Source organism: Streptomyces sp. NPDC020490 (genome assembly GCF_044335305.1).
GTDB lineage: Bacteria > Actinomycetota > Actinomycetes > Streptomycetales > Streptomycetaceae > Streptomyces.
The window spans coordinates 33,767-57,910 of record NZ_JBIRUY010000050.1; the positions used below are offsets into that span (position 1 = coordinate 33,767).

The 24,144-nt window shown below is 73.1% G+C and carries 28 protein-coding genes; 16 read left to right on the plus strand and 12 right to left on the minus strand.

Annotated features, from left to right (window positions below; translation table 11 throughout):
• The first annotated feature begins 36 nt into the window (after window positions 1–36).
• Window positions 37–669, plus strand: coding sequence for a PadR family transcriptional regulator (locus ACH4ZX_RS36380; RefSeq protein ID WP_398282520.1), 633 nt, complete (start codon window positions 37–39; stop codon window positions 667–669).
• 78 nt (window positions 670–747) lie between these two features.
• On the opposite strand, the gene ACH4ZX_RS36385 is transcribed toward ACH4ZX_RS36380, so the two are convergent.
• Window positions 748–1,176, minus strand: coding sequence for an SRPBCC family protein (locus ACH4ZX_RS36385; RefSeq protein WP_398282522.1), 429 nt, complete (start codon window positions 1,174–1,176; stop codon window positions 748–750).
• A 214-nt stretch (window positions 1,177–1,390) separates the two neighbouring features.
• Here ACH4ZX_RS36385 and ACH4ZX_RS36390 point away from each other — a divergent pair, with 214 nt between their 5' ends.
• The 3 genes from ACH4ZX_RS36390 (at window position 1,391) to ACH4ZX_RS36400 (ending at window position 4,087) form a co-directional block, all read left to right on the plus strand.
• Window positions 1,391–1,924, plus strand: coding sequence for a Clp protease N-terminal domain-containing protein (locus tag ACH4ZX_RS36390; protein ID WP_398282524.1), 534 nt, complete (start codon window positions 1,391–1,393; stop codon window positions 1,922–1,924).
• A gap of 46 nt (window positions 1,925–1,970) precedes the next feature.
• Window positions 1,971–2,975, plus strand: a complete 1,005-nt coding sequence (locus ACH4ZX_RS36395; protein ID WP_398282526.1) for an EamA family transporter — start codon at window positions 1,971–1,973, stop codon at window positions 2,973–2,975.
• Between the two features lie 182 nt (window positions 2,976–3,157).
• Entirely contained in the window at window positions 3,158–4,087 is a 930-nt protein-coding gene (locus ACH4ZX_RS36400) for a DMT family transporter (protein ID WP_398282528.1), read from the plus strand.
• Between the two features lie 36 nt (window positions 4,088–4,123).
• Here ACH4ZX_RS36400 and ACH4ZX_RS36405 read toward each other — a convergent pair whose 3' ends face one another.
• Both ACH4ZX_RS36405 and ACH4ZX_RS36410 read right to left on the minus strand, forming a co-directional pair.
• Window positions 4,124–4,780, minus strand: coding sequence for an FMN-binding negative transcriptional regulator (locus ACH4ZX_RS36405; protein ID WP_398282530.1), 657 nt, complete (start codon window positions 4,778–4,780; stop codon window positions 4,124–4,126).
• Complete coding sequence (locus tag ACH4ZX_RS36410) at window positions 4,780–5,460, minus strand: pyridoxamine 5'-phosphate oxidase family protein (RefSeq protein ID WP_398282532.1); 681 nt, start codon at window positions 5,458–5,460, stop codon at window positions 4,780–4,782. The genes ACH4ZX_RS36405 and ACH4ZX_RS36410 overlap by 1 nt, the downstream gene beginning before the upstream one ends.
• A 67-nt stretch (window positions 5,461–5,527) precedes the next feature.
• Here ACH4ZX_RS36410 and ACH4ZX_RS36415 point away from each other — a divergent pair, with 67 nt between their 5' ends.
• Complete coding sequence (locus ACH4ZX_RS36415) at window positions 5,528–6,859, plus strand: aminotransferase class I/II-fold pyridoxal phosphate-dependent enzyme (RefSeq protein ID WP_398282534.1); 1,332 nt, start codon at window positions 5,528–5,530, stop codon at window positions 6,857–6,859.
• A 23-nt stretch (window positions 6,860–6,882) separates the two neighbouring features.
• Here ACH4ZX_RS36415 and ACH4ZX_RS36420 read toward each other — a convergent pair whose 3' ends face one another.
• On the minus strand, window positions 6,883–7,884 hold the full coding sequence (locus ACH4ZX_RS36420; protein ID WP_398282536.1) for a DMT family transporter: 1,002 nt from the start codon (window positions 7,882–7,884) through the stop codon (window positions 6,883–6,885).
• Between the two features lie 75 nt (window positions 7,885–7,959).
• Between ACH4ZX_RS36420 and ACH4ZX_RS36425 the strand changes: the two genes are divergently transcribed.
• Window positions 7,960–8,862: a LysR family transcriptional regulator gene (locus tag ACH4ZX_RS36425; RefSeq protein WP_398282538.1), complete on the plus strand. Its 903-nt coding sequence runs from the start codon at window positions 7,960–7,962 to the stop codon at window positions 8,860–8,862.
• Between the two features lie 32 nt (window positions 8,863–8,894).
• On the opposite strand, the gene ACH4ZX_RS36430 is transcribed toward ACH4ZX_RS36425, so the two are convergent.
• The gene (locus tag ACH4ZX_RS36430) at window positions 8,895–9,362 is read right to left on the minus strand and encodes a pyridoxamine 5'-phosphate oxidase family protein (protein ID WP_398282540.1); all 468 of its coding nucleotides are present in this window, start codon (window positions 9,360–9,362) and stop codon (window positions 8,895–8,897) included.
• A gap of 142 nt (window positions 9,363–9,504) precedes the next feature.
• Between ACH4ZX_RS36430 and ACH4ZX_RS36435 the strand changes: the two genes are divergently transcribed.
• Entirely contained in the window at window positions 9,505–10,164 is a 660-nt protein-coding gene (locus ACH4ZX_RS36435) for a cysteine hydrolase family protein (RefSeq protein WP_398282542.1), read from the plus strand.
• Here the strand turns inward: ACH4ZX_RS36435 and ACH4ZX_RS36440 are convergent.
• A complete protein-coding gene (locus ACH4ZX_RS36440) occupies window positions 10,151–10,663 on the minus strand; it encodes a Rieske (2Fe-2S) protein (RefSeq protein WP_398282544.1) in 513 nt (170 codons plus the stop codon). The genes ACH4ZX_RS36435 and ACH4ZX_RS36440 overlap by 14 nt on opposite strands.
• A 120-nt stretch (window positions 10,664–10,783) precedes the next feature.
• Between ACH4ZX_RS36440 and ACH4ZX_RS36445 the strand changes: the two genes are divergently transcribed.
• The 7 genes from ACH4ZX_RS36445 to ACH4ZX_RS36475 all read left to right on the plus strand — a co-directional run bounded on the left by ACH4ZX_RS36445 (window position 10,784) and on the right by ACH4ZX_RS36475 (window position 16,876).
• On the plus strand, window positions 10,784–11,548 hold the full coding sequence (locus ACH4ZX_RS36445) for a HipA family kinase (protein WP_398282546.1): 765 nt from the start codon (window positions 10,784–10,786) through the stop codon (window positions 11,546–11,548).
• Complete coding sequence (locus tag ACH4ZX_RS36450) at window positions 11,545–11,994, plus strand: DUF3037 domain-containing protein (RefSeq protein WP_398282548.1); 450 nt, start codon at window positions 11,545–11,547, stop codon at window positions 11,992–11,994. The genes ACH4ZX_RS36445 and ACH4ZX_RS36450 overlap by 4 nt, the downstream gene beginning before the upstream one ends.
• 126 nt (window positions 11,995–12,120) lie before the next feature.
• Entirely contained in the window at window positions 12,121–12,882 is a 762-nt protein-coding gene (gene fabG, locus ACH4ZX_RS36455) for a 3-oxoacyl-ACP reductase FabG (protein WP_351898256.1), read from the plus strand.
• 12 nt (window positions 12,883–12,894) lie between these two features.
• Window positions 12,895–13,650, plus strand: a complete 756-nt coding sequence (locus ACH4ZX_RS36460) for an SDR family oxidoreductase (RefSeq protein ID WP_398282551.1) — start codon at window positions 12,895–12,897, stop codon at window positions 13,648–13,650.
• Window positions 13,651–13,841: 191 nt separating this feature from the next.
• Window positions 13,842–15,425, plus strand: coding sequence for an ABC transporter substrate-binding protein (locus tag ACH4ZX_RS36465; RefSeq protein ID WP_398282553.1), 1,584 nt, complete (start codon window positions 13,842–13,844; stop codon window positions 15,423–15,425).
• 89 nt (window positions 15,426–15,514) lie between these two features.
• Window positions 15,515–16,198 (plus strand): uracil-DNA glycosylase, encoded by a 684-nt coding sequence (gene ung, locus ACH4ZX_RS36470; protein WP_360754535.1) that lies wholly within the window; start codon window positions 15,515–15,517, stop codon window positions 16,196–16,198.
• Window positions 16,199–16,381: 183 nt separating this feature from the next.
• Window positions 16,382–16,876 (plus strand): hypothetical protein, encoded by a 495-nt coding sequence (locus ACH4ZX_RS36475; RefSeq protein WP_398282555.1) that lies wholly within the window; start codon window positions 16,382–16,384, stop codon window positions 16,874–16,876.
• Window positions 16,877–17,437: 561 nt separating this feature from the next.
• Here ACH4ZX_RS36475 and ACH4ZX_RS36480 read toward each other — a convergent pair.
• Window positions 17,438–17,959: a DinB family protein gene (locus ACH4ZX_RS36480; RefSeq protein ID WP_398282557.1), complete on the minus strand. Its 522-nt coding sequence runs from the start codon at window positions 17,957–17,959 to the stop codon at window positions 17,438–17,440.
• 144 nt (window positions 17,960–18,103) lie between these two features.
• Here ACH4ZX_RS36480 and ACH4ZX_RS36485 point away from each other — a divergent pair, with 144 nt between their 5' ends.
• Window positions 18,104–19,009 carry a Gfo/Idh/MocA family protein gene (locus ACH4ZX_RS36485; protein ID WP_398282559.1) on the plus strand — a complete coding sequence of 302 codons (906 nt, stop codon included), beginning with the start codon at window positions 18,104–18,106 and terminating at the stop codon, window positions 19,007–19,009.
• On the opposite strand, the gene lnt is transcribed toward ACH4ZX_RS36485, so the two are convergent.
• The 5 genes from lnt to ACH4ZX_RS36510 all read right to left on the minus strand — a co-directional run bounded on the left by lnt (window position 18,933) and on the right by ACH4ZX_RS36510 (window position 22,862).
• On the minus strand, window positions 18,933–20,513 hold the full coding sequence (gene lnt / locus ACH4ZX_RS36490; RefSeq protein ID WP_398282561.1) for an apolipoprotein N-acyltransferase: 1,581 nt from the start codon (window positions 20,511–20,513) through the stop codon (window positions 18,933–18,935). The two genes, ACH4ZX_RS36485 and lnt, sit on opposite strands and share 77 nt — an antisense overlap.
• 71 nt (window positions 20,514–20,584) lie before the next feature.
• Window positions 20,585–21,073 (minus strand): nuclear transport factor 2 family protein, encoded by a 489-nt coding sequence (locus ACH4ZX_RS36495; RefSeq protein ID WP_398282563.1) that lies wholly within the window; start codon window positions 21,071–21,073, stop codon window positions 20,585–20,587.
• A 67-nt stretch (window positions 21,074–21,140) separates the two neighbouring features.
• Window positions 21,141–21,497, minus strand: a complete 357-nt coding sequence (locus tag ACH4ZX_RS36500) for a hypothetical protein (RefSeq protein ID WP_398282565.1) — start codon at window positions 21,495–21,497, stop codon at window positions 21,141–21,143.
• 39 nt (window positions 21,498–21,536) lie between these two features.
• Complete coding sequence (locus ACH4ZX_RS36505) at window positions 21,537–21,716, minus strand: hypothetical protein (RefSeq protein WP_324784847.1); 180 nt, start codon at window positions 21,714–21,716, stop codon at window positions 21,537–21,539.
• 270 nt (window positions 21,717–21,986) lie between these two features.
• Window positions 21,987–22,862, minus strand: coding sequence for an undecaprenyl-diphosphate phosphatase (locus ACH4ZX_RS36510; RefSeq protein ID WP_398282567.1), 876 nt, complete (start codon window positions 22,860–22,862; stop codon window positions 21,987–21,989).
• A 337-nt stretch (window positions 22,863–23,199) separates the two neighbouring features.
• Between ACH4ZX_RS36510 and ACH4ZX_RS36515 the strand changes: the two genes are divergently transcribed.
• Window positions 23,200–24,135 (plus strand): PmoA family protein, encoded by a 936-nt coding sequence (locus ACH4ZX_RS36515; RefSeq protein ID WP_398282569.1) that lies wholly within the window; start codon window positions 23,200–23,202, stop codon window positions 24,133–24,135.
• Window positions 24,136–24,144 lie beyond the last annotated feature (9 nt).

The following is a 24,144-nucleotide window of genomic DNA, read 5'->3' on the forward strand; positions in this document are numbered from 1 at the left end:
ATCGCGACAGATCAACGATGGAATGGAGTGAGTGCGATGCACAACCACGGATTCGAGCGTGGACACGGTGGACCCGGCCCCCGCGGACGGGCCGGTTTCGAGGGGCGGCGCGGTGCCTTCGGCCCCTTCGGGCCGGGTGGCGGCCCCGGACCGGGATTCGGTTTCGGTGGTCCGGGTTTCGGTCCGGGATTCGGTCCCGGCCCCAGGGGGCGCGGCGGACCACGCGGAAGGGCGCGGCGCGGCGACGTGCGCGCGTCGATCCTGGCCCTGCTGAAGGACCGTCCGATGCACGGTTACGAGATGATCCAGGAGATCGCCGAGCGCAGCGGCGGGGCGTGGAAGCCCAGCCCCGGCTCGGTGTACCCCACCCTCCAGCTGCTGGAGGACGAGGGGCTGATCGTCAGTGAGAGCGAGGGCGGCAAGAAGCTGTTCTCGCTCACCGGGGCCGGCCGCGAGGCGGCCGACGAGGGGCCCGACGCGCCCTGGGAGGAGGCCTCCCGCGGTATCGACTGGGAGGCGCTCGGCGAGATCCGGCAGGCCGGGTTCGGTCTGATGGAGGCCTTCGGCCAGGTCTGGAAGACCGGTACCAAGGAGCAGCGCGAGAAGGCGCTGACCGTCATCAACGAAGCCCGCAAGAAGCTGTACCTGATCCTCGCCGACGAGGACTGACGGCGGCTCGCCGCCGCGTGCTGGGTGCCCCGCGGATCGCTCCGCGGGGCGCCTTCTCGCGTGTACGGTCCCCGGTCCTCAGGTCAGCAGTCCGTCCAGCCTGCGCAGCGACTCGTTCAGCGCGGTCGTGGCCGAGTCCTTGAGCCTGGCCGCCATCAGCGACACCGCGGCCCCCGTGAACTCCCCGTCGATCCGGACCGTCGTGGCGTCGCCGTCGGGCGTCAGCGTGTAGCGCGTGGCGAGGTTCACGGCCATCGGGCCCTTGCCGCGGATGGCGAGCACCCGGGCCGGCTCCACCTCCTCGACGGTCCACTCCACCTCGGCCGGGAACCCCATGAGCTTCATGTTCTCCTGGAACGTCCCGCCGGCCGCGAGCTCGGCGGGGCCGCCCCCGGGGAAGCTCGTGTGGGTCGCGTTCCACTCGCCGTAGGCGGACCAGTCCGTCAGTCGTGCCCACACCTTCTCCGCGGGGGCCCCGATCCGTGCCTCCGCGCTGACCTCGGCCATGCGACCACCTCTTCGTGTCGGGCTGTGGTGTCGCGGAACGTAGCCGCAGGGGCCGCAACATTCAATACTGATGAACTGTCAGATCCCGGCGTGCGGCGGCCTGATCTCCTCCGTGAGGAGGAGATTTCGGTCCATGGAGTCCACTCCCCGTTGGACGCGGAAATGCTTCCGCCCGGCGATGACCGCAGGGGCCGGGACTGATGGGGTAGGAGACGTGCAACCCCGTATCCCCAGGCAGGCGGCGGACGAGCCGCGCCCAGGCCGTCGTGCCGACGGCGATGCCGGACCCAGTGACGAATTGGCGGCGGTGGTCTCCGGTGCCCGGCGGCGGGCCGTGCGGGACGGGGACCGGCAGATGGACACCGCCCACCTGCTGCACTCGCTCCTCGAACAGGACCCCGAGGCGCGGGGCGTCTTCGGCGACGGGGCCGGGCTCGCGCGGCTGCTCGGTTACCTCGTGCAGCGCAGCATCGGCTACGGCCTGCGCTGGCAGGACTCGGTGGAGGACTCCGGCGCGATGCCTCCGGCGCCGGAGGCGGAGGGGTACTCGCCACTGGCCGCGCGGGCGATGGAGCACGCCCGCGAGCGCGCCGCCGGACCGGCCCGCGGCATCGACCTGCTCGCGGCGATCGTGGCGGAGCCGCAGGCCCGCGCGGTGGAGGTGCTCGGCCACGCCGGGATCGCGATCGAGGCCGTGCTCGCCCGCATCGAGGAGCTGTCGGCGCGGTCGGAGTCGTCCAGTCGCTGAGACAGGTGTCATCGAGGGTGACGCTCATGTCGTCCCCTGTCATCATGTGCCCGTGCATATGTCTGAGAGCAGTCAGGGCAGCCACGGCAGGGGCGTCGGGCTGGGCCTCGCGCTGGGGTCCGCGGTGGCGTTCGGCGGGTCCGGAGTCGCGGCGAAGCCGCTGATCGAGGCGGGGCTGGACCCGCTGCACGTGGTGTGGCTGCGGGTGGCGGGCGCCGCCCTGGTCATGCTGCCGGTCGCGGTACGCCACCGCGCGCTGCCGCGCCGCCGCCCCGCGCTGCTCGCCGGGTTCGGACTGCTGGCCGTGGCCGGGGTCCAGGCCTGCTATTTCGCCGCGATCTCCCGTATCCCGGTCGGGGTCGCGCTGCTCGTCGAGTACCTCGCGCCCGCCCTGGTCCTCGGCTGGGTGCGGTTCGTGCAGCGGCGGGCGGTGACGCGGGCCGCCGCGCTCGGGGTGGTCCTCGCGGTCGGCGGTCTCGCCTGCGTGGTCGAGGTCTGGTCGGGCCTGAGCTTCGACGCCCTCGGCCTCGTCCTCGCGCTCGGCGCCGCCTGCTGCCAGGTCGGCTACTTCGTCCTGTCGGACCAGGGCAGCGACGCCGGCGACGACGCCCCGGACCCGCTCGGCGTCATCGCCTACGGCCTGCTCACCGGCGCCGCCGTCCTCACCGTCGTCGCCCGCCCCTGGGGCATGGACTGGTCGGTGCTGGCCGGCACCGCCGACATGAACGGCACCCCCGTCGCGGCCGGCCTGCTGCTGGCCTGGATCGTGCTCGTCGCCACCGTCCTCGCCTACGTCACCGGGGTGCTGTCGGTGCGCCGGCTCTCGCCGCAGGTCGCGGGGGTCGTGGCGTGCCTGGAGGCGGTCATCGCGACCGTCCTGGCCTGGGTGCTGCTCGGCGAGCACCTCTCCGCGCCGCAGATCGTCGGCGGGGCGGTCGTGCTGGTGGGCGCCTTCATCGCCCAGTCGTCGGCACCCGCCCGGGGATCCGCCGAGCCGGTGGCGAGCGGCGGTCTCGACGTCGATGTGGCGGCCCGCCGCAGCGCCGCCTAGGACACGCCCTATGCTGTCGCTCATGCATGCGAACGCGCTCGTCCTGCCCCCTCCCGCCGCCTGAGGCGGGCCCCAGGTCGGACACGCCCGGCACGGCGCCGGGCCGGTCGCTGCTGCCCGCAGAAGCAGTCCACGGTCCCGTTGACCCGGGACCTCCTCACGTACTTCTGCGGAGAACACTCGTGTCGAACGCTGATCGCGGCCTGCCCGTCGGGCGAGGCCTGCTCTACCTGATCGTCGCCGGTTTCGCCTGGGGCACCGCGGGCGCGGCCGCCTCCCTGGTCTACCGGACCGGTGACATGGGACCCGTCGCCCTCTCCTTCTGGCGGTGCGCGCTGGGGCTCGTCCTGCTGCTGGCCGCCCGCCGGCTGCGCCCGCGCACCCGGCCCGCCGTCCGTGAGCCGTTCGCCCGCAGGGCCGTGCGGGCCGGCCTCACGGGCGTCGGGCTCGCGGTGTTCCAGACCGCCTACTTCGCCGCCGTGGCCGCGACCGGCCTGGCGGTGGCCACCGTCGTCACCCTGGGCGCCGGGCCGGTGTTCATCGCGCTCGGCGCCCGGCTGACCCTGGGCGAGCGGCTCGGGCGGGGCGGCGTGGCGGCCGTCGCGGGCGCGCTGGCCGGGCTCGGCGTGCTCGTCCTCGGCAGCGGTGGCGCGACCGTACGGCCGTGGGGCGTGCTGCTGGCGCTCGCGTCCGCGGCCGGGTACTCCGTGATGACCCTGCTGACCCGCTGGTGGGGCCGCGGCGGCGGGACGGACGCCGCCGAGACGTCCGTGGGGGCGTTCGCGGTCACCAGCCTGTGCCTGCTGCCGTTCGCCCTGGCCGAGGGGCTGCTTCCGCACACCCCCGACCCCGTCCGGCTGGTCTGGCTGCTGGCCTACATCGCGGCCGTCCCCACGGCGCTCGCCTACGCGCTGTACTTCGCCGGCGCCGCCGTCGTCCGTTCGGCCACCGTATCGGTGATCATGCTGCTGGAGCCAGTGAGCGCGGCGGTCCTGGCGATCGCCCTGCTCGGCGAACGGCTCACCGCGGCGACCCTGGTGGGCACGCTGCTCATGCTCGGGTCGGTGACGGGACTGGCCGCGGCGGAGGCGAGGACGCCGGCTCTCGCCTGACGGGCGTGGACGCCGGCCCTCGCTGACCGGCGCGGCTCAGCGGGCCGCCTGCCACGTCCCCCGCCTGCGCAGCTGGTGCTCCCGGGCCGCCGCGTCCCGGGGGCCGCCGCGGGCCGCGAGCCCCGCCACGATCCGGTCCTGCACCTCCCGCGGCCGGTGACCGGCGTACTTGAACTTCGCCCGTACGCCGGTCACCTCCAGCCGCAGGCCCCGGATGCCCGCGAGCATCCTGCCGTACGGCTCCTCGCCCACCGCGGCACGGGCGGAGCCGCCCTCCGGCTGGAAGTGGCCGACCTGACGGTTGAGCAGGCCGGCCTTCTCGGCCGGATCGTCCACGATCCGGGCCGTGCAACGCAGCTGGACGGCGGTGTAGAAGCTGGTCGGGGTGCCGTGCTCGGCGGGGCCGTCCGGCGCCGCCTGCCAGGGACCGGGGACGAACACGTAGTCGTCGACCACGCTCAGCAGCACCTCCGGGTCCGCCTCCAGCGCGGGCCACAGCGGGTTGGGCCGGGCCAGGTGCGTGACGACCTCGCCGTGCTCGCCGTGTCCGGCGTCGTAGACGAAGTGCAGCGGCTGGACGTGGGGCGGCTCGCCGGGCAGGCCGTTGACGGCGAGCTGCCCGAAGTCGTGGACGGCGAGCCACTGCCGCCATTCGGCGTCGTCGTGGGGTGCGTCCCAGGGGTGTACCAGCATCACGGCACCGCCAGGTAGTCCGGGAGGCCGGTGCCGGGCGCCAGCAGGGCGTCGGCGACCGGGGTCTCGTAGCCCTTGCGCAGCGGGACGACGCCGGCCCAGTGGGGGAGGGTCAGGTCCTCCGGCTCGTCGTTCACGCCGCCCGTGCGGAGCTTGGCGGAGACCTCGTCCAGGTCGAGGCGGAGTACGGCGGTGGCGGCCAGCTCCTTCTTGTTCGCGGGCCGGGAGTCGGCCGCCCGGCCCGGTACGACGTGGTCGACGAGCGCGTCCAGGGCGGCCCGCTTCTCCTGCGGGTCCGTCACGTCGTGGGCGACGCCGTGCACCACCACGGAGCGGTAGTTGACCGAGTGGTGGAAGGCGGAGCGGGCCAGGATCAACGCGTCCACGTGCGTGACCGTCAGGCACACCGGCAGCCCCGCGTCCGCCTGTCCCGTCATCCGCAGTGGGCGCGAGCCCGTCGAGCCGTGCACGTAGAGCCGCTCGCCGACCCGGCCGTACAGGGTGGGCAGCACCACGGGCGCGCCGTCGCGCACGAAGCCGAGGTGGCAGACGTAGCCCTCGTCGAGTATCGCGTGCACCAGCTCCCTGTCGTACGACGCGCGCTCCGCGGAGCGGGTGGGGACGGTGCGGTCGGTCGGTGTGTAGGCGTCGGGCGGCGTCGGGTGCTGGGTGCCCTGCATGGCGGTCTCCGTCGGTCCTCGGGTGATCCGGTTGCGGTCGATATTGCACTAGTGCATAATCTGCTTTGTGCTAGGAGAATATCGGATCGAAGGGCGGCGTGCGGCGGACATCGCGGCCAGCGTCGAACGCGCGGTGGGCTCCGGCGCGCTGGAACCGGGTCAACTGCTGCCGCCCATGCGGGAGTTGGCAGTGCGGCTGGGGGTGAACCCGAACACCGTCGCGGCCGCCTACCGCACCCTGCGGGAACGCGGGGTCATCGAGACGTCGGGGCGCCGGGGCAGCCGGGTCCGGTCCAAGCCGGCCACCACCGGACGCGATCACATCCGGGTGGACGTGCCCGAAGGGGTGCGGGACGTGGCGAACGGCAACCCGGATCCGGCGCTGCTGCCGTCCCTGGCGGAGGCGTTCGCGGCCGCGGCGCGGCAGGGCGACCGGGAGCCGGTGTTGTACGGCGACGCCCTGGTGGAGCCGGAGCTGGCACGCCTGGCGCGAGCCGGACTGGACGCCGACGGGGTGCCGGACGGACCCCTCGCCGTCGTCTCCGGCTCGCTCGACGCCGTCGAGCGCGTGCTCGCGGCGCACCTCAAGCCCGGGGACACCGTCGCCGTGGAGGATCCGGGATGGGGCAGCCTCCTCGACCTCGTCCCGGCGCTCGGCCTACGCACGGCGCCCGTCGGCGTCGACGACGAGGGACCGCTGCCGGACGACGTACGGCGGGTCCTGGAGTCGGGGGCGCGCGCCCTGATCGTCACCGACCGCGCGCAGAACCCGACCGGCGCCGCGGTGAGCGCCACCCGCGCGCGTGCCCTGCGCGCGGTGCTGCGGGACCGTCCCGACGTCCTGCTGATCGAGGACGACCACGGCCACGGCATCGTTGACCTGCCCCTGCACCCGCTGGCCGGCGCCACCCGCGCCTGGGCCTTCGTGCGCTCGGTCGCCAAGGCGTACGGCCCCGACCTGCGGCTCGCCGTGCTCACCGGTGACACCGTCACCGTCGACCGGGTCACCGGCCGGCACCGGCTCGGGCCCGGCTGGGTCAGCCGCCTGGTCCAGCGCGCCGTCGTGCGGCTGTGGACCGACGGCTCGCCGGACCGGCACGCCGTCGCCGCGGCGTACCGCGGGCGGCGCGACCTGCTGATCGGCGCCCTCGCGGAGCGCGGCGTGCGGGCCCACGGGCGCAGCGGTCTGAACGTCTGGGTCCCGGTACCGGACGAGACCGGTGCCGTCGCCCGCCTGCTGCACGCCGGCTGGGCGGTGGCCCCGGGAGCCCGCTTCCGGATGGACGCGCCACCCGGCATCCGGATCACCGTCTCGACCCTGGCGGAGGGCGAGACCGCGGACCTGGCGGCCGCGATCGCCGCCGCGGTGCGCCCGGCCGCGGGACGCGGGTACGTGTGAGCGGCCCCGCTCCCGGCGGACGGTCAGGACCTGGCCGCCGGCTCCGCCTGCTCCGCCGGCCGGAGAGCGGACCGGGCCGGCGTCGCGTCGGCCTTGCGGGGCCCCGGTCGCGGCCCGGCCTGGGTCAGCGCCGCCCCGGCCAGGACGATCAGGGCGCCGACCGGGGTCGACCAGCTCAGCGACTCGCCGAGGACCGCCACTCCGGCGGCCGTGGCGATGACCGGGATGAAGTAGGTGACCATCTGGGCCGTCGTCGGCCCGACCTCGGAGACCAGGCCGTACTGGATGAGGACGGCCACGCCCGTGCCGAGCGCCCCGAGGGCGGCGACCGCGAGCAGTGGAACGGGGGAGAGTGCGGCCGGGAACGATGTGAACAGCGGTGTGACGACGGCCAGTTGCAGTGTCGCGAGCAGCAACTGGGCGCCGGTCAGGGACAGGTTGGAGTGACCGGCGCCGGCCAGGGTGCGGCGGACGTAGATCCAGCCGACGGGGTAGCTCAGCGAGGCCAGCAGCGCCATCGCCGTGCCCGTCGCGTCCAGCCCGTGGAAGCCCTGCCAGGCGCCGAGGACCGTCAGGACGCCGAGGAACCCGATGCCCAGTCCGGCGACCCGCAGCCGGGTCGGCCGGTCCTCGGAGAGAGCGACCAGGGACAGGGCCATGCCCCACAGCGGCGAGGTGGCGTTGCAGATGCCGGCCAGCGTCGACGGGATGGTCAGCTCCGAGTACGCGAACAGGGAGAACGGCAGCGCGTTGAGCAGGAACGCGGCCACCGTCAGATGCCCCCAGGTCCGCGCGCCCCGCGGCAGCCGCTCCCGCTTCGCCGCCATCGCCGCCGCCAGCACCGCCGTCCCGAACACCAGCCGCCCGAGCGTCACCTGGAAGGGCGCGTACGCCGCCGTGCCGACCTTGATGAGCAGGAAGCTGAAGCCCCAGATCAGGGAGAGGGCGCCGAAGCGCAGACGCCAGTCGAGGGCGCGGCGGCGGCCGGCCGGCCCGGCGGCGGTGACGGTGCTGACGGTGGTCATGACCGCCACCCTGCCGCCCGCCGACGTATTAGCACAATCGAGATTTCCCGCCAGGTGTCTCGTAGCATCGCTTACATGTTGAACCTGGAGCGCCTGCGCACCCTCGACGCCCTCGCCCGGCACGGCTCGGTCAGCGGCGCGGCCGAGGGGCTGCACGTGACGACGTCGGCCGTCTCGCAGCAGATGGCCAAGCTGGAGCGGGAGGTGGGCCAGCAGCTCCTGGCCAGGAACGGCCGGGGCGTCCGGCTCACGGACGCCGGCCGGCTGCTCGCCGAGCACGCGGCGCGCATCCTGTCGCAGGTCGCGCTCGCCCAGTCCGACCTGGAGGCGCAGCGCGGGCAGGTGGTCGGCGAACTGCGGCTGGCCGCGTTCCCCACCGCCCTGCGGGGGCTGTTCCCGGTCGCGCTCGCCGCGCTGCGGAACGACCACCCGGCGCTGCGGGTGCGCTCGCGGGAACTGGCGCCGGAGGAAGGCGTGCGGGCGGTGCTCCGGGGCGACGCCGACCTCGCCGTCGTCCTCGACTGGTACAACAAGCCGCTGCCCATGCCCGACGGACTCGCCAAGGCCCCGATCCTCGACGACCCCGTGGAGGTCGCCATGACCGAGGACCACCCGCTCGCCGGCCGGGACGAGGTCGACCTGGACGACTTCGCGGACGACGAGTGGGTCGCCTGGCCCGAGGGCGAGTTCTGTCACGAGTGGCTGCTCTACACGCTGCGCACCAAGGGCATCGAACCCCGTATCGCCCACTGCGCCGAGGAACACCACACCCAGCTCGCGCTGGTCGCCGCCGGGCTGGGCGTCTGCGTCGCGCCCCGGCTCGGCCGGGACCCGATGCCGGCCGGTGTGCGCGCCGTGCCCGTGCGGCACCGCGTCCACCGGTACGTCTACGCCGTCTGGCGGGCGGACGCCGACCGCCGCCCGTCGATCCGCGCGGCGGTCCGGGCGCTGCAGGACGCGGCGCCGAAGGCGCGGTGAACCACCAGGGCCCGGGCGGGCGGCGGCCTGAGCTACCGCGACCCCAGCTTGCGGAAGTCCCAGGACACGGTCTTCGCGGGCGTCAGCCGCACCCAGGCGTGCCGGCCGTCGTGCGGCATCTCCTCCATGCCGAAGTTCTTCCGGGCGAACAGCGTCTCCGGCACGTCGAGTTCGGCGCACAGCTCACCCGTGCGCGGGCTCTCGCCCACGAACTCAACGGACCCGGACAGCTCCACGCCCCGCAGCTCGTCGTACTCCTCGCCGGTGTCGACCACGATCGCGACGCGGGGATCGCGGCGCAGATCGCTCCAGCGCTTGCTGCGCACCACCGAGTACAGCCACATCGAGGTGCCGTCCCAGGCGAACCACAGGGTGCTCACGTGCGGAGCGCCGTCCGCCGAGACGGTGGCGACCCGGCAGGTGCGCTGGGTGGTGAGGAACTCGTCCAGCTCGCCGGACGTCATCATGATCTTCCGGCCCCGGCGCTGCGTGACGGTCATGCGGCCACCTCTTCTCTCACGTCGTGCCGGAGGAACCCGCTGATCCTCTGACATCACGTCAGAAAAGGATGAGCCGTCTTCCCTCTGTGCGCAATGCCGACCAGTCTCGCCCGCTCCCAGCCGACGGTGACCAAGGGGACCCGTGCCGTCCTACGAACAGATCGGCGAACTCCTCGATCCGGCGACCACCGTGCTGCTCACCGTGGAGTGCCAGCAGGGCGTCGTCGGCCCCGACAGCGCCCTGCCCGAACTCGCCCGGGAGGCACGCGCCTCCGGCGCCCTCGCCAACGTCGCCCGGCTGGTGGCCGCCGCGCACGCCGCCGGCGTCCAGGTCGTCCACGCGATCGCCGAACGCCGTCCCGACGGCCGGGGCGCGAACCGCAACGCCCGCCTCTTCCGCGCCGCCGAAAAGCTCCCCGTGCAGCAGCTGACCGGCACCACCGCGGTCCGCGTCGCCGCCCCGATCGAGGTCACCGAGGAGGACTTCGTCGTACGGCGGCTGCACGGTCTGTCCCCGATCCAGGGCACCGGCGTCGACGCCCTGCTGCGCAACCTCGGCTGCCGCACCCTGGTCGTCACCGGAGTCTCGGCCAACGTGGCGGTCCCCAACGCCGTCTTCGACGCCGTCAACCTCGGCTACACCGCCGTCGTGCCCCGCGACGCCATCGCGGGGGTGCCCTCCGACTACACCCCCGCGATGATCCGCCACACCCTCGCCCTGGTCGCCACGATCGTCACCACGGACGAGGTGCTGGGCCGCTTCCGCGGGCCCCGGCGCCGCCGCCGGATCACCCCAGCGTGATCGAGTCCCCGCTGACGGTGATCTGCTCGGCGGGCAGCGCCTGGGTCGCCGGCCCCTTCTTCACACTGCCGTCGGCGACGGAGAACTCGCTCTTGTGACACGGGCACACGATGACGCCGTCGGCGATGCTGCTCACCGCGCAGCCCTGGTGCGTGCACTTGGCCGAGAACGCCTTGAAGGTGCCGGCCGCGGGCTGGGTGACCACCACCCCCTGGTCCTTGAAGATCTTCCCGCCGCCCTCGGGGATGTCCGCGGTCTTCGCCAGGACGGTCCCGCCGGAGCCGGACGCGGAGCCCGACGCCGAGCCGCCGCCCGCGTCGCCGCCGGTGGTGCTCGCACCGGCCTGGGTGTCGGACGAGCCCGAGGAGTTCGAGGAACTCGACGCGTCGTCGTCCGACCCGCACGCGGTCAGCGCGACGGCGAGTCCCGCCGCGCCCACCGCCGCCACGACGGTACGCCGGGCGGGTCCCGGAACGGGATGGAGCGGTTCGCTGGTCATGCTGACGTTCCCTTCACGCGACTTCGTGATCCGCACAGGGGTACGGCCCGAGGGCGGGGGTTGTTCACCCGGCGCCGAGATCGGGACCGTCGCCTCGCCGTCGGCCAGTAACCTGGGGCGATGCTCAAGGAAGTCAGCGCGACCCGTTACATCACGCCGTTGCGTGAGGGCGGTTCGCTGCCGGGGCTCGTCGAGGCGGACGACTTCGGGACGTACGTCATGAAGTTCACCGGCGCCGGGCAGGGCCGCAAGACGCTGGTCGCCGAGGTCGTCTGCGGCGAACTCGCCCGCAGGCTGGGCCTGCGCACGCCCCGCCTGGTGACGATCTCCCTCGACCCGGTGCTGGGGCTCGGCGAGCCCGACCAGCAGGTGCAGGACCTGCTGCGCTCCAGCGGCGGCACCAACCTCGGCATGGACTTCCTCTCCGGCGCCCTGGGGTTCGACCCGCTCGCCTTCGCCGTGAGCGCCGAGGAGGCCGGGCGGATCGTCTGGTTCGACGCGCTGGTGAACAACGTCGACCGCTCCTGGCGCAACCCCAACCTGCTGATGTGGCACGGCGAGCTGTGGCTCATCGACCACGGCGCCACCATGATCTGGCACCACAACTGGCCCGCCGCCGACGCCCCCGCGGCCCGCCCCTACGACGCCCGCGACCACGCGCTTGCCCGCTTCCGCCCGGATGTCGCGGGCGCCGCCGCCGACCTGGCCCCCCGCGTCACCGAGGACCTGCTGGCCGAGGTCACCGCGGAGATCCCGGACGCCTGGCTGGCCGACGAGCCCGGCTTCGCCGACCCCGACGAGCTCAGACGGGCCTACGCGCGGCCCCTGCTCGCCCGGGCCGCGGTCGTCCACGAGCGCGTGACCGGCATCGAGGAGGGCAAGTGAGCGAGCGGCACATCCACATGGCCGGTCACGTGACCGAGCGCCACATCACCCGGGCCGGGCAGGGCGGCGACCGTGACGTCTTCGAGTACGCCCTGCTGCGCGTCGTCCCCCGCGTCGAGCGCGGCGAGTGCATCAACGCCGGGGTGCTCGTGTACTGCCGGGCCCGCTCCTACGTCGGCGCCCGCACCCATCTGGACGAAGCGAGGCTGCTCGCGCTCGACCCGGCCGCCGACGTGGCCGGCGTCCGGGCGGCCCTGCGGGCGGTGGAGCGCGTGTGCGGCGGCGGGGACGCGGCGGGGCAGGCCGCGGGCGACGACGCCGGACGGCGCTTCCGCTGGCTGATCGCGCCGCGTTCCACGGTCGTCCAGCCCGGACCGGTGCACACTGGGCTCACCGCCGATCCGGCGGCGGAGGCGGAGCGGTTGCTCGAGCTGCTGGTGAGGTAATGGATCACACCCGCCTCGTGTGGCGTTGACACCGAGTGCCAGGGCTTCTAGCGTCACGTCTGCCGAAGGTACTAAGCGGTCGCTCACCAAGCGGGCGTACTTTCTCAAGGGCGAGGAGAAGCAGCAATGTCCACCACTGAGCAGCGGGTCGCCGTGGTCACCGGCGGAGCGCGCGGCATCGGGGCCGCCACCGCCGTACGACTGGCCGCCGAGGGTCGCGCGGTCGCCGTGATCGACCTCGACGAGGCCGCCTGCAAGGACACCGTGGAGAAGATCACCGCGGCGGGCGGCAGGGCGATCGCCGTCGGCTGCGACGTCTCCGACGAGGCGCAGGTCGAGGCGGCCGTCGCACGCATCGCCGAGGAACTCGGCGCGCCGACGATCCTCGTCAACAACGCCGGTGTGCTGCGCGACAACCTGCTGTTCAAGATGAGCGTCTCGGACTGGGACACCGTCATGAACGTGCACCTGCGCGGCGCCTTCCTGATGTCCCGGGCGTGCCAGAAGCACATGGTCGACGCGCAGTTCGGACGCATCGTCAACCTGTCGTCGTCCTCCGCGCTCGGCAACCGCGGCCAGGTCAACTACTCCGCCGCCAAGGCCGGTCTGCAGGGCTTCACCAAGACCCTGGCCAAGGAGCTCGGCAAGTTCGGCATCACCGCCAACGCGGTCGCCCCCGGCTTCATCGCCACCGAGATGACCAAGGCCACCGCCGACCGCGTCGGCATGGGCTTCGAGGACTTCAAGGCCGCGGCCGCCACGCAGATCCCGGTGGCCCGGGTCGGCGAGCCGGACGACATCGCCAACGCCATCGCCTTCTTCACGGGCGAGGCGGCCGGCTTCGTCTCCGGCCAGGTGCTGTACGTGGCCGGCGGACCGCTCGACTAGGGACGAGGGAACATGACTGCAGAACTCTCCGGCAAGGCCGCCCTCGTCACGGGCGCCAGCCGCGGCATCGGCTACGGCATCGCCGAGGCGCTCGTCGCGCGCGGCGACCGCGTGTGCATCACCGGACGCAACGAGGAGGCCCTGAAGGAGGCCGTCGACAAGCTCGGCGCCGACCGGGTCATCGGCGTCGCGGGCAAGGCGCACGACCTCGACCACCAGGCCGAGGCCGTCGCGCGCGCCATGGAGGCCTTCGGCCGCGTCGACTACCTGGTCAACAACGCCGGCACCAACCCGGTCTTCGGCCCGATCGCCGACCTCGACCTCGGCGTCGCGCGTAAGGTGTTCGAGACCAACGTCATCTCGGCGCTCGGCTTCGCGCAGAAGACCTGGCACGCCTGGCAGAAGGACAACGGCGGCGCCATCGTCAACATCGCCTCCGTCGCCGGTCTCGCGCCCTCGCCGTTCATCGGCGCGTACGGCGTCAGCAAGGCCGCGATGATCAACCTGACGCAGCAGCTGGCGCACGAGTTCGCGCCGAAGGTGCGGGTCAACGCGATCGCCCCGGCCGTCGTGAAGACCAAGTTCGCGGAGGCCCTGTACGAGGGCCGGGAGGCGGAGGCGGCCGCCGCCTACCCGCTCGGCCGGCTCGGCGTGCCCTCCGACATCGGCGGCGCGGCCGCGTTCCTCACCTCGGAGCAGTCCGACTGGATCACCGGTCAGACGCTCGTCGTCGACGGCGGCATCTTCCTGAACGCCGGCGTCGCCTGACGCGAGGCACCCGCGACGGGCGCCGCCGTACGGACGCGTCGCCCGTCGCGGGTGCGCGGCAGGATCACAGATCCCTGACAACGTCGTCAGAAGCGTGCTGATCATGCGGGCCGCGGACGGGCAGGTTCAGCCGGCGTGGGGCTGCGGTATGGTCTGCCAACCCTTGGTACGGCAGATCGAGGAGCGTGCGCGTGTTCAACCGGAACCGATGCCTGCGGAAGGCGGCGGCCATCGCGTCCATGTCGTCCCTGGTGGCCGGGTGTGGCGTCCTCTCGTCGGGCTCCTCCGACGACAAGGGCCCCATCGTCGTCGGGACGACGAGTGCCCCCAGCACCCTGGACCCCGCCGCCTCCTGGGACAGTTCCTGGGAACTGTTCCGCAACATTTACCAAACGCTCCTCAACTACCCCACGGGCGCGACCACCCCGCAGCCCGACGCGGCCGAGCACTGCCGCTTCACGGACCGCTCGAACACGACGTACAGCTGCGAACTGCGTGACGGGCTGAAGTTCTCCGACGGGCACACGCTGGACGCCAAGGCGGTCAAGTACTCGATCGACCGGATCAGGACCATCAAGGTCAACGGCGGTCCCGAGGGCCTGCTGGGCAGCCTCGACCGCGTCCAGGCGCTGGGCGACAGGGAAGTCGTCTTCCACCTCAACAAGCCGGACGCGACCTTCCCGTTCGTGCTCGCCACGCCCGCCATGTCCATCGTCGACCCGGAGGAGTACCCCGCCGACTCCCTGCGCAAGGACGGCAAGGTCTTCGGCTCGGGACCGTACACGCTGCAGTCCTACGAGGACGGCAAGAAGGCCGTACTCGCCAGGAACGGCAGCTACAAGGGCTACGCCGACCGGAAGAACAGCGCGGTGACCATCCGCTACTTCCAGGACTCCGCCGAGATGGTCCGGGAGCTCAGGGCCGGCAAGCTCGACGTCGCCTTCCGCGGCCTCAACGCCGACGACATAGTCAACCTGCAAAGACACAACAACGACGGCGCGCTCCAGCTCATCGACGGCGCGGGCACCGAGATCAACTACCTGGTGTTCAACCCGAAGGACTCCTGGGCCGGCAAGCTCGCCGTCCGCCAGGCCGTCGCCCAGGTCATCGACCGCGGCGCGATCGCCCACAAGGTCTACCGGGACACCGTCGAGCCGCTGTACTCCATGGTCCCCAAGGGCCTGACCGGGCACACCACCGGATTCTTCGACGACTACGGCAGCCCCAGCCCCGCGAAGGCCCGCAAGATCCTCACCGAGGCGGGCATCACCCAGCGCGTCCCGCTCACCCTCTGGTACACCACCGACCGCTACGGCTCCTCCACCAAGCTGGAGTTCGAGGAGATCAAGCGGCAGCTGGACGACTCCGGCCTGTTCACGGTCACCCTCAAGAGCCGGCCCTGGAAGACGTACGTGACCGGCTACCAGAACGGCGAGTACCCGGTGTTCGGGCGCGGCTGGTTCCCCGACTTCCCCGACCCCGACAACTTCATCGCGCCCTTCGTCGGCGCCCAGAACGCGCTCGGCACGCCCTACCCGGCGCCCGAGATCACCGGCAAGCTGCTCCCGCAGTCCCGCAGCGAGAGCAACCGGGCCGAGGTGGTCAAGGAGTTCGAGGAGGCCCAGCAGATCCTGGTGAACGACGCCCGGCTGCTGCCCATCTGGCAGGGCCGCCAGTACGTGGCCGCCAGCGACGACATCTCCGGCGCGGAGCGGGCACTCGACCCGTCGACGATCATGATGATGTGGGCGCTGTACCGCAAGACCAGCTGGTAGCGGCCGGCCTGCGGTCGGCGGGCCGATTGTCAGTGGCCGCCTGTAGGTTCTGAGACCTGGAAACGACCGCACACCGTAAGGAAGTTGACGTGACCGACATCGCCATGCTGCCCGAGTCCTGGCGCGGCGTCCTGGGTGACGAACTGCAGCAGCCCTACTTCAAGGAGCTGACGGAGTTCGTCGAGGAGGAGCGGGCGAAGGGTCCCGTCTACCCTCCGCGGGAGGAGGTCTTCGCCGCCCTCGACGCCACGCCGTACGACGCGGTGAAGGTCCTCGTCCTGGGCCAGGACCCCTACCACGGCGAGGGCCAGGGGCACGGGCTGTGCTTCTCGGTGCGTCCCGGCGTGAAGATCCCGCCGTCGCTGCGCAACATCTACAAGGAGATGCACGAGGAGCTGGGCACGCCGATCCCGGACAACGGCTACCTGATGCCGTGGGCCGAGCAGGGCGTGCTGCTGCTCAACGCGGTGCTCACGGTCCGCGGCGGTGAGGCCAACTCGCACAAGGGCCGGGGCTGGGAGAAGTTCACCGACGCGGTCATCCGCGCGGTGGCCGGCCGGCCCGACCCGGCGGTCTTCGTGCTGTGGGGCAACTACGCGCAGAAGAAGCTCCCGCTGATCGACGAGAGCCGGCACATCGTGGTCAAGGGCGCCCACCCCTCGCCGCTGTCGGCGAAGAAGTTCTTCGGCTCCCGCCCGTTCACGCAGATCAACGAGGCGGTCGCGCGGCAGGGCCACGCCCCGATCGACTGGACGATCCCCGACCTGGGCTGACCGCCGCCGGGCCGGTCCCGGGCGGGACCGGCCCGCACCCGTGGGACGGTGCTGCCCCGTGCCCGGCCGGGCACGGGGCAGGGCGTGCCGCGCCGCCGATTCCGGGGCGATCCGCCGCGCAGGCACTAGGGTCCTCCTGGGCCCTGGCGTCGAGGGACCGGCCACGAGCGCGCGGAGGACACGGTGGCGGAGCGACAGGAGCAGGCGGTGCCGGACGCCGTGATGACGCGGATCGGGCAGGCCGCCATGCTGCACCACGCGGGCGACCGCGAGGAGGCCCGCCACCGTTATCTGCGCCTGTGGGCGGAGATCGGCGAGGACGGCGACCCGCTGCACCGCTGCACGCTCGCGCACTACATGGCCGACGCCCAGGACGACCCCGCGGACGAACTGGCCTGGGACCTGCGGGCGCTGACGGCCGCGGAGGAACTCAACCACGAGCGCCTCGCCGAGCACGCGGACGCGCCCGCGGTGCGGGCCCTCTACCCCTCCCTGCACCTCAACCTCGCGGCCGACTACGTCAGGCTCGGACGCGGCGGGCCGGCCCGCACCCATCTGCGCCTGGCCCGCGGGGCCGCCGAGGCGCTGGCGGACGACGGCTACGCAGAGGGCGTCCGGGCGGCGATCAGGCGGCTGGAACTGCGGCTGGAAGAGGGCGGCGCCGCTCAGTGGCCGTAGGTCCGCTCGCAGATCGCGGTCTGCGGGCTGTCCGCACGCCAGCCGCCGTACCTGCGGCCCAGGGCGCACACGTCCGCGCCCTTCACCGGGGCGGGGACGGGCGCGGCCGGGGGCTCGACGCGGGGACGTGCGGGGTGCGCCGGCCGAGGGTCGGCACGGGGAGCCGGTCGCCGCTGTGACGGCTGCCGGGCCGGCGCCGGGGCCGTCGGCGCCGACCGCTCCGGCGCCGGCCGGGTCCGCTCCGGTGTCCGGGCCGGCCGGGACGGGGAGGTCGTCGTCAGCGCCTCCCGGGCCGGCGCCTGCACGGTCCGCGGTTCCGGGCGGGGCGCCGCGGGCGGTCCGGACGCGGATGGTCCGGACGCGGGCGGGCGCTGGACCGTCACACAGCCGGCGAGAGCCGAGACGGCCACGGTGACCAGGAGCGTTGCGGTGGTCGTCGTTCGATGCACCCGCGCCACGATGTCGAAGTCCGCGCGCCCGCGGACGCCGGACCGGAACAGGATGCCCCGCACGGGTGATCTCCGCCCCCGTACGGAGGGTCCGCACCGGCCGCGGGTGACGTCAGTCGCCGGTCGCGCCGTCGAGGCGCTCGCGGATCAGGTCGGCGTGCCCGTTGTGCCGCGCGTACTCCTCGATCATGTGGGTGTAGATCCAGCGCAGGTTGTACTGCTCGCCGGTGCGCCGGTGCCGGCCCTTGGACACCTCGTCCAGGCCGAAGCCGGCCGCGTGGCGCCGGGCCGCCTCGATCTCGCCCTGCCAGACGGCGTACGCCTCCTGCCAGGTGTCCGCGTCCGTCACGTGGAAGTCGCCGTCCGGGTCGTCGTCGCCGTAGTACAGCGGCCCGGCGACGTCGTCCGGCTCGTCGGCCAGGACCCTGCGGAACCAGGACCGCTCCACCTCGGCCATGTGCCGGACGAGCCCCAGCAGGGACAGCGCGGACGGTTCCACCGCGGCGGTTCTGAGCCGGGCGTCGCTCAGGCCCTCGCACTTCCACGCGAGGGTCTTCCGGTGGTAGTCCAGCCAGCCCTCCAGCATGGTGCGTTCGTCGGCGGTGGTCGCGGGTTCCCTGCGCTCGGTCGTCATGACCGGCATCCTCGCCGAACGCAGCCGACGTCACCAGGAGTTTTCGCCGCCGCGGAGGCGCGTGCGGACTCCGCCGGACCCGCCGGCCCGCGGCCCCCGTATGCTTCCGGGCAGGCACCGTCGGCAACTGCGGGAGGTAGGACCGTGAAGGTCGGCTGCATCGGACTCGGTGACATCGCGCAGAAGGCCTACCTGCCCGTGCTCGGCGTGCTATCCGGCGTGGAACTGCACGTGCAGACCCGTACGACCGCCACGCTCGACCGGGTCGGCGACAGCCTGCACCTGCCGCCCGGGCAGCGCCACCGCGACCTCGACAGCCTGCTCGCCCAGGGCCTCGACGCCGCCTTCGTGCACGCGCCGACCGCCGCCCACCCCGAGATAGTCACCCGGTTGCTGCGGGCCGGCGTAGCGACGTACGTCGACAAGCCGCTCGCCTACGAACTGGCCGAGTCCGAGCGGCTGGTGGAGCTGGCCGAGGAGCGGAACGCCGGCCTCGCCGTCGGCTTCAACCGGCGTCACGCCCCGGCGTACGCGCAGTGCGCCGAGCACCCCCGCGATCTGATCCTCATGCAGAAGAACCGGGTCGGGCTGCCGGAGGAGCCGCGCTCGATGATCCTCGACGACTTCATCCACGTCGTGGACACGCTGCGCTTCCTGGTGCCCGGGCCCGTCGACGACATCGCCGTGCGCGCCCGCGTCGAGGACGGGCTGCTGCACCACGTCGTGCTGACGCTGGCCGGGGACGGCTTCACCGCGCTCGGCGTGATGAACCGGCTCAGCGGCTCGGCCGAGGAGATCCTCGAGGTGTCCGGGCAGGACACCAAGCGGCAGGTGCTCAACCTCGCCGAGGTGATCGACCACAAGGGCCAGCCCACCGTGCGGCGGCGCGGCGACTGGGTGCCGGTGGCCCGGCAGCGCGGCATCGAGCAGGCCGTGCTCGCCTTCCTCGACGCGGTGCGTGCGGGCAAGGTGCTCAGCGCCCGTGATGCGCTGGAGACTCACGCACTGTGCGAGCGGGTGGTACGCGCGGTGCGGGAGCGGAGCGCCTGAGCCGGATCCCGCGCAGGCCCTCGGCGGCGCACCAGGCGGCCAGCACCAGGATCGCGCCGCGCACCGCCCAGTCGCCGTGGCGGGCGTACGGGGTGACGCCGTGCGCCAGCGGCACGTCGTACACGTGTGTGGTGTGGGCGTCGGTGCCCAGCCACGGGCCGATGCGCTGCCCGCTCGGCCCGTAGACGGCGGAGACGCCGGTCAGGGTGGCGTGCACCATCGGGCGGCCGGTCTCCGCGGCGCGCAGCGCGGCCAGCGAGGCGTGCTGCTCGGGGGCCCAGCTGTGCTGGAACGTCGATGTCGCCGACTGGGCGACGAGCACCTCGGCGCCGTCCCGGGCGAGGTGGCGGCTCATGTCGGGGAACGCGGACTCGAAGCAGACCATCGGACCGACGCGCAGCCCGTGTCCGACGTTCATCACGACCTGCTCGGTGCCGCGCCTGCGGTCCTCGCCCGCCGCCTTGCCCACCGAGGTCGCCCAGCCGAGCAGGGAACGGGCGGGGATGTACTCGCCGAAGGGCACCAGCCGCATCTTGTCGTAGCGCCGGCCGGTGAGGCCGTCCGGGCCGACGAGCACCGAGCTCTTGTAGATGCCGGGCTTGTCGGAACGGCGGGCGTCCACGTTGACCAGGATGTCGGCACCGGTCTCGCGGGCCAGCGCGGTGATCCTGCGCGTCAGGTCGGGCCGGGCGGCGAGGTCGTAACCGACGCTGCTCTCGCCCCACACGATCAGGTCGACGTCCTGTCCGGCGAGCCGGCGGGTGAGCTGTTCCTCGCGGGCGAAGCGCCGGTCGGCGCCGTCGACGACGCCGGGCTGGACGACGGCGATCCGGACCCGGCCGTCGGTGTGGGGGCGCGGCGACCACACCCAGGCCGCGGAGGCCGCCACCGCGGTCGCGAGGAGCCCGGCCACCGCGGGCACCCGCGACGCGCGGACCGACACGAGCACGGCGACCGCGACGTTCACGGCCACCACCAGGTAGCTGAGCAGCCACACCCCGCCGACCGACGCCAGCCGCAGCGCCGGCGCCACCTGCCACTGACTCGAACCGAGCATGCCCCACGGCCCGCCCAGTCCCTGCCAGGAGCGGACCAGCTCGACCATCAGCCAGCCCGCCGGCAGCACCAGCAGGGCGGCCGACGCCCGGGCCGGACCGGGCGCCCCGCCCAGGAGCCGGTGCACCAGCCAGCCCCAGGGCGCCCACAGGGCCCCCAGCAGCAGGGCGATCAGGAAGATGAAGACGTGCAGGCTCGGCAGCAGCCAGTGGTGCACGGCCACCAGGAAGCCGAACCCGCCCCACCAGCCGTCCCAGGCCGCGCGCCGCCCGGTCGGGGCGGACCGGACGAGCACGATCCACGGGACCAGGGCCACGTAGGCGAACCACCACAGCGAGGGGGCGGGGAACGCGAACAGCGGCAGGGCGCCGGCCAGCGCGGCGATCACCGAACGGCGCCACGGGGAGGTCCGCCAGGGAGAGGTCTGCCATCGACCGAAGATCTTCATATGGCGCCTCTCTACCCAGTGGTGACTCCAGTGTGCGGGCATCCGGTGATCTGTGACAGGGGACATCCGGCTCAGTCGGCGGTCCCGGGAGCGGCGGGCCGTGCGGGCAGGCGGCGCCACTTCTCCCGCACGACCACCTCGGTCAGCCGCCAGCCGTCGGAGGTGCGCAGCAGCGCGAAGTCGTACCGGCCGCCGCACACCAGGTCGGGCGCGGAGGAACCCTCGCCGTCCGCCGTGAACCGCATCGGGTTGACGTAGTCGGCCCGCACCCGGGCCGTGTCGCCGGCGTCCTGCTCCAGGACCCCGAAGCGCACCCGGCGGTTGACGATCAGATGCTGCCGCATCGGGAAGAGCCGCATGCTCTCCGCGAGCCATTCGGCGACCTTCCCCGCGTCCCCCTCCACACCGCCGGCCGAGCGGTAGTCCGCCCGCCCGCCGGGCGCGAACAGCTTCCGGTACGCCGCCCAGTCACCGTCGTCCACGGCCCCCGCGTAGTCGGTGACCAGCTCGTCCACGGCCACCCGGTCCAGTACGGCTGCGAGTTCCACACGCTGCGTCATCGCCTCAGTGTTGAGCACACCGGGCGCCGGGCCAAGCGGGACGGCGACATTCGGCGACGGGACGACGTCATCCCGGTCCCGGCGCGGTGTACTGACCGCCGCCGCTCGCGTGCCGCGTGGGCGGTGTGGCCAGGAGCCGTTCGAAGGCGGTGGGCCGGGGGCGGGCGGTCAGGAACTCCTTGATGCGCGCGGCGCATTCGCCGGGCGTGAGGCGGCTTGTGTCGCGCTCCACGTCGTGGACGCCGTGCGCGTGGACCTGCTGCGACCGGCGGGCGGCGAGGCCGGGCGGCCGGTCGCCGCGGGCGCGCTCGCGGCGCTCCAACTCCTCGGCGGGACAGTGCATCTTGACCAGAATCACGTCCTGCGGCACCAGGACCGCCAGACAGTCCCGCAGCCGCCACTCGGCGCCCAGCACATGGTCCATGACGACGTTGTCGCCGGCGGCGGCCGTCCCGGCGACGTCTCAGGCCGCTTCGATGACGTCGGCCCGGATGGCGGCCGCCCACTCGACGACCAGCAACTCGTACTCCGCGCGCTCCTGGGCCGACAGGGAGCCGCCCGCGCGCATCCACAGGGCACGGATCTGCTCGTTCACCTCGGCAGCAGGCCGCACGGAACCAGGGGCCACGGAATCGGGGGACATGTGCCCCAGCCTAGGGGCAAGAACTGACACTGCGCTACCGGGCGGCTACGCATCCCGTATGTATTGCGTCACGAATTCCCGCTCGGTCGCTCGGATCCGGCCGATCCGGAAGTGGCTGGTTCATGACGCACCCGAGGGTGACGTTGCTGGTCAGAGGCCCGTGGGCGGCGAGGGCAGGGGCGTGGCGCGGTGGGTGGCACGGGGTGGCGTACACCCGTGGCGAGGTGGTGCGCGGCACGGCGCACGGACGGTGGGACGCGCCGTTCTCCGTCAGCCGGCCGACTCCGCGGCGTGCGGGCTCAGCACGCCCGCCGCCACCAGCGCGATGATGACGATGCCGAGTGCGACGCGGTACCAGACGAACGGCATGAAGCTCTTGGTCGAGATGAACTTCATGAACCAGGCGATGACGGCGTACCCGGAGGCGAAGGCGATCACCGTGGCGAAGATGGTCGGGCCCCAGGAGACGTGGTCGCTCTCCATCGCGTCCTTGAGCTCGAAGAGACCGGAGGCGAGCACCGCCGGAATGGCGAGCAGGAAGGAGTACCGGGCCGCCGCCTCCCGCCGGTAGCCCATGAACAGGCCGCCGCTGATGGTGGCGCCGGAGCGGGAGACGCCCGGGATCAGCGCCATCGACTGGCATATGCCGAAGATCAGGCCGTCCTTCACCCGCAGGTCGTCGAGCGTCTTGCGCTGCTTGGGCGCGCGGTGCCGTCCGCCGCTCTCGTCGCGCGCCGCCATCCGGTCGGCGACGCCGATCACCACGCCGACGACGATCAGCATCGTGGCGGTGATCCGCAGGTCGCGGAAGGGTCCCTCGATCTGGTCCTTGAACAGCAGGCCGAGCACGCCGATCGGGATCGAGCCGACGATCACCAGCCAGCCCATCTGCGCGTCGTGGTCCTCGCGCATCGCCTTGTCGGTGAGCGAGCGCGCCCAGGCCCAGATGATCCGCCCGATGTCCTTGCGGAAGTAGATGAGCACGGCGGCCTCCGTGCCGATCTGGGTGATCGCGGTGAAGGCGGCGCCCGGGTCCTTCCAGCCGGAGAAGGCGGCGGTCAGCCGCAGGTGCGCGCTGGAGGAGACGGGAAGGAACTCGGTCAGCCCCTGGACGAGTCCGAGGATGAGGGATTCAAACCAAGACATGGAGGAAGCGGGTCCAAGTGCTGATCGCGGCCAGGGAATTCGGGCAGGTTTCGGACACACCGCGCCCCGGGCGCGGTGATCACGTGTGTCCAGGGCAGCCTAGCGTCCCGGAATGACAGCCCTCGCACAGGGGCTCGAAGGGACGGGTGTGCGGGGGAGCGGACAGGGGTTCGGGGGCGGGTGCGGGGCGGCGGGGACCTCGCGCGGGGGCCGGTGCCGGCCCGGCTCCTGGGGTGTTGACCTGCGGCGGGGACGGCGCTTACGTTGCAGCGGAGAGGAAAGCGCTTGCTGAAGCTCCTCGCCGGTTCGCCGTTCCCGAGGAGTGCTGATCACGCCCATGCCCACCGTGACCGGCCCGCGCGTCGTCCACACCCACGGCGACCGGATCACCGTCGCCGCACCGGCCACCGGCGTCGAGCTGCTGAGCTACGTCTACGCCCCGGAGGCCGCCTGGGAAGCGCCCAAGCCGTACATCCACCCGCTGCGGACCCTGGCGGGCGACGTGGTCACCGGCTACCGGCCGAGCGACCACCGCTGGCACAAGGGCCTGCAGCTGACGGCGTCGCACCTGTCGGGCGCCAACCTGTGGGGCGGCAACTCCTATGTCCACGGCGAGGGGTACCTCGAACTCCCCGAGCGCGTCGGCTCCATGGCGCACGTCGCCTTCGACGAGGTCGCCGCGCGCGACGACCGGGCGGTGATCGCCGAGCGGCTGACCTGGCACCCGCACGGCGGTGACCTGTGGGCGGACGAGGAGCGCCGGATCGAGGTGCACGACGTCGAACCGGAGTCGGGCTCCTGGGCCCTGACCTGGACGAGCGTCATCACCAACCGGCGCCGCGAGCCGCTGCGGTTCGGCAGCCCGACCACGGCGGGGCGTGAACTGGCCGGTTACACGGGCCTGTTCTGGCGCGGACCGCGCGCCTTCCGCGGCGGGCGGATCATCGGTCCCGACGCCGAGGGGCCCGGACTCATGGGCGAGCAGGCGCCCTGGCTCGCCTTCTCCGGCGAGCACGACGGCGCCGACGGCCACGCGACCCTGGTCTTCGCGCACGCTCCCGGCAACGACCACCTCGGCGCCCGCGGCGCCCACCCCGCCCACTGGTTCGTGCGCAACGAGCCGTTCGCCGCCGTCGCCCCGTCGTGGGCCTTCTACGACGAACTGGAACTCCCGCCCGGCGAGTCCCTCACGCGCCGCTACCGGATCGTGGTGGCGGACGGTGTGTGGGGGCGGGCGGAGATCGCCGAGTACCTGGCGGCGCACCCCTGGTGACCGCGCGGG

Bases quoted from the DNA above. Each gene is read 5' to 3' on its own strand.
- ACH4ZX_RS36380 (WP_398282520.1), top strand. From the start codon at position 37: ATGCACAACCACGGATTCGAGCGTGGACACGGTGGACCCGGCCCCCGC.
- ACH4ZX_RS36385 (WP_398282522.1), bottom strand. From the start codon at position 1,176: ATGGCCGAGGTCAGCGCGGAGGCACGGATCGGGGCCCCCGCGGAGAAG.
- ACH4ZX_RS36405 (WP_398282530.1), bottom strand. From the start codon at position 4,780: ATGCTGGTACACCCCTGGGACGCACCCCACGACGACGCCGAATGGCGG.
- ACH4ZX_RS36410 (WP_398282532.1), bottom strand. From the start codon at position 5,460: ATGCAGGGCACCCAGCACCCGACGCCGCCCGACGCCTACACACCGACC.
- ACH4ZX_RS36420 (WP_398282536.1), bottom strand. From the start codon at position 7,884: ATGACCACCGTCAGCACCGTCACCGCCGCCGGGCCGGCCGGCCGCCGC.
- ACH4ZX_RS36425 (WP_398282538.1), top strand. From the start codon at position 7,960: ATGTTGAACCTGGAGCGCCTGCGCACCCTCGACGCCCTCGCCCGGCAC.
- ACH4ZX_RS36430 (WP_398282540.1), bottom strand. From the start codon at position 9,362: ATGACCGTCACGCAGCGCCGGGGCCGGAAGATCATGATGACGTCCGGC.
- ACH4ZX_RS36440 (WP_398282544.1), bottom strand. From the start codon at position 10,663: ATGACCAGCGAACCGCTCCATCCCGTTCCGGGACCCGCCCGGCGTACC.
- ACH4ZX_RS36445 (WP_398282546.1), top strand. From the start codon at position 10,784: ATGCTCAAGGAAGTCAGCGCGACCCGTTACATCACGCCGTTGCGTGAG.
- fabG (WP_351898256.1), top strand. From the start codon at position 12,121: ATGTCCACCACTGAGCAGCGGGTCGCCGTGGTCACCGGCGGAGCGCGC.
- ACH4ZX_RS36460 (WP_398282551.1), top strand. From the start codon at position 12,895: ATGACTGCAGAACTCTCCGGCAAGGCCGCCCTCGTCACGGGCGCCAGC.
- ACH4ZX_RS36480 (WP_398282557.1), bottom strand. From the start codon at position 17,959: ATGACGACCGAGCGCAGGGAACCCGCGACCACCGCCGACGAACGCACC.
- lnt (WP_398282561.1), bottom strand. From the start codon at position 20,513: ATGAAGATCTTCGGTCGATGGCAGACCTCTCCCTGGCGGACCTCCCCG.
- ACH4ZX_RS36495 (WP_398282563.1), bottom strand. From the start codon at position 21,073: ATGACGCAGCGTGTGGAACTCGCAGCCGTACTGGACCGGGTGGCCGTG.
- ACH4ZX_RS36500 (WP_398282565.1), bottom strand. From the start codon at position 21,497: ATGGACCATGTGCTGGGCGCCGAGTGGCGGCTGCGGGACTGTCTGGCG.
- ACH4ZX_RS36505 (WP_324784847.1), bottom strand. From the start codon at position 21,716: ATGTCCCCCGATTCCGTGGCCCCTGGTTCCGTGCGGCCTGCTGCCGAG.
- ACH4ZX_RS36510 (WP_398282567.1), bottom strand. From the start codon at position 22,862: ATGTCTTGGTTTGAATCCCTCATCCTCGGACTCGTCCAGGGGCTGACC.
- ACH4ZX_RS36515 (WP_398282569.1), top strand. From the start codon at position 23,200: ATGCCCACCGTGACCGGCCCGCGCGTCGTCCACACCCACGGCGACCGG.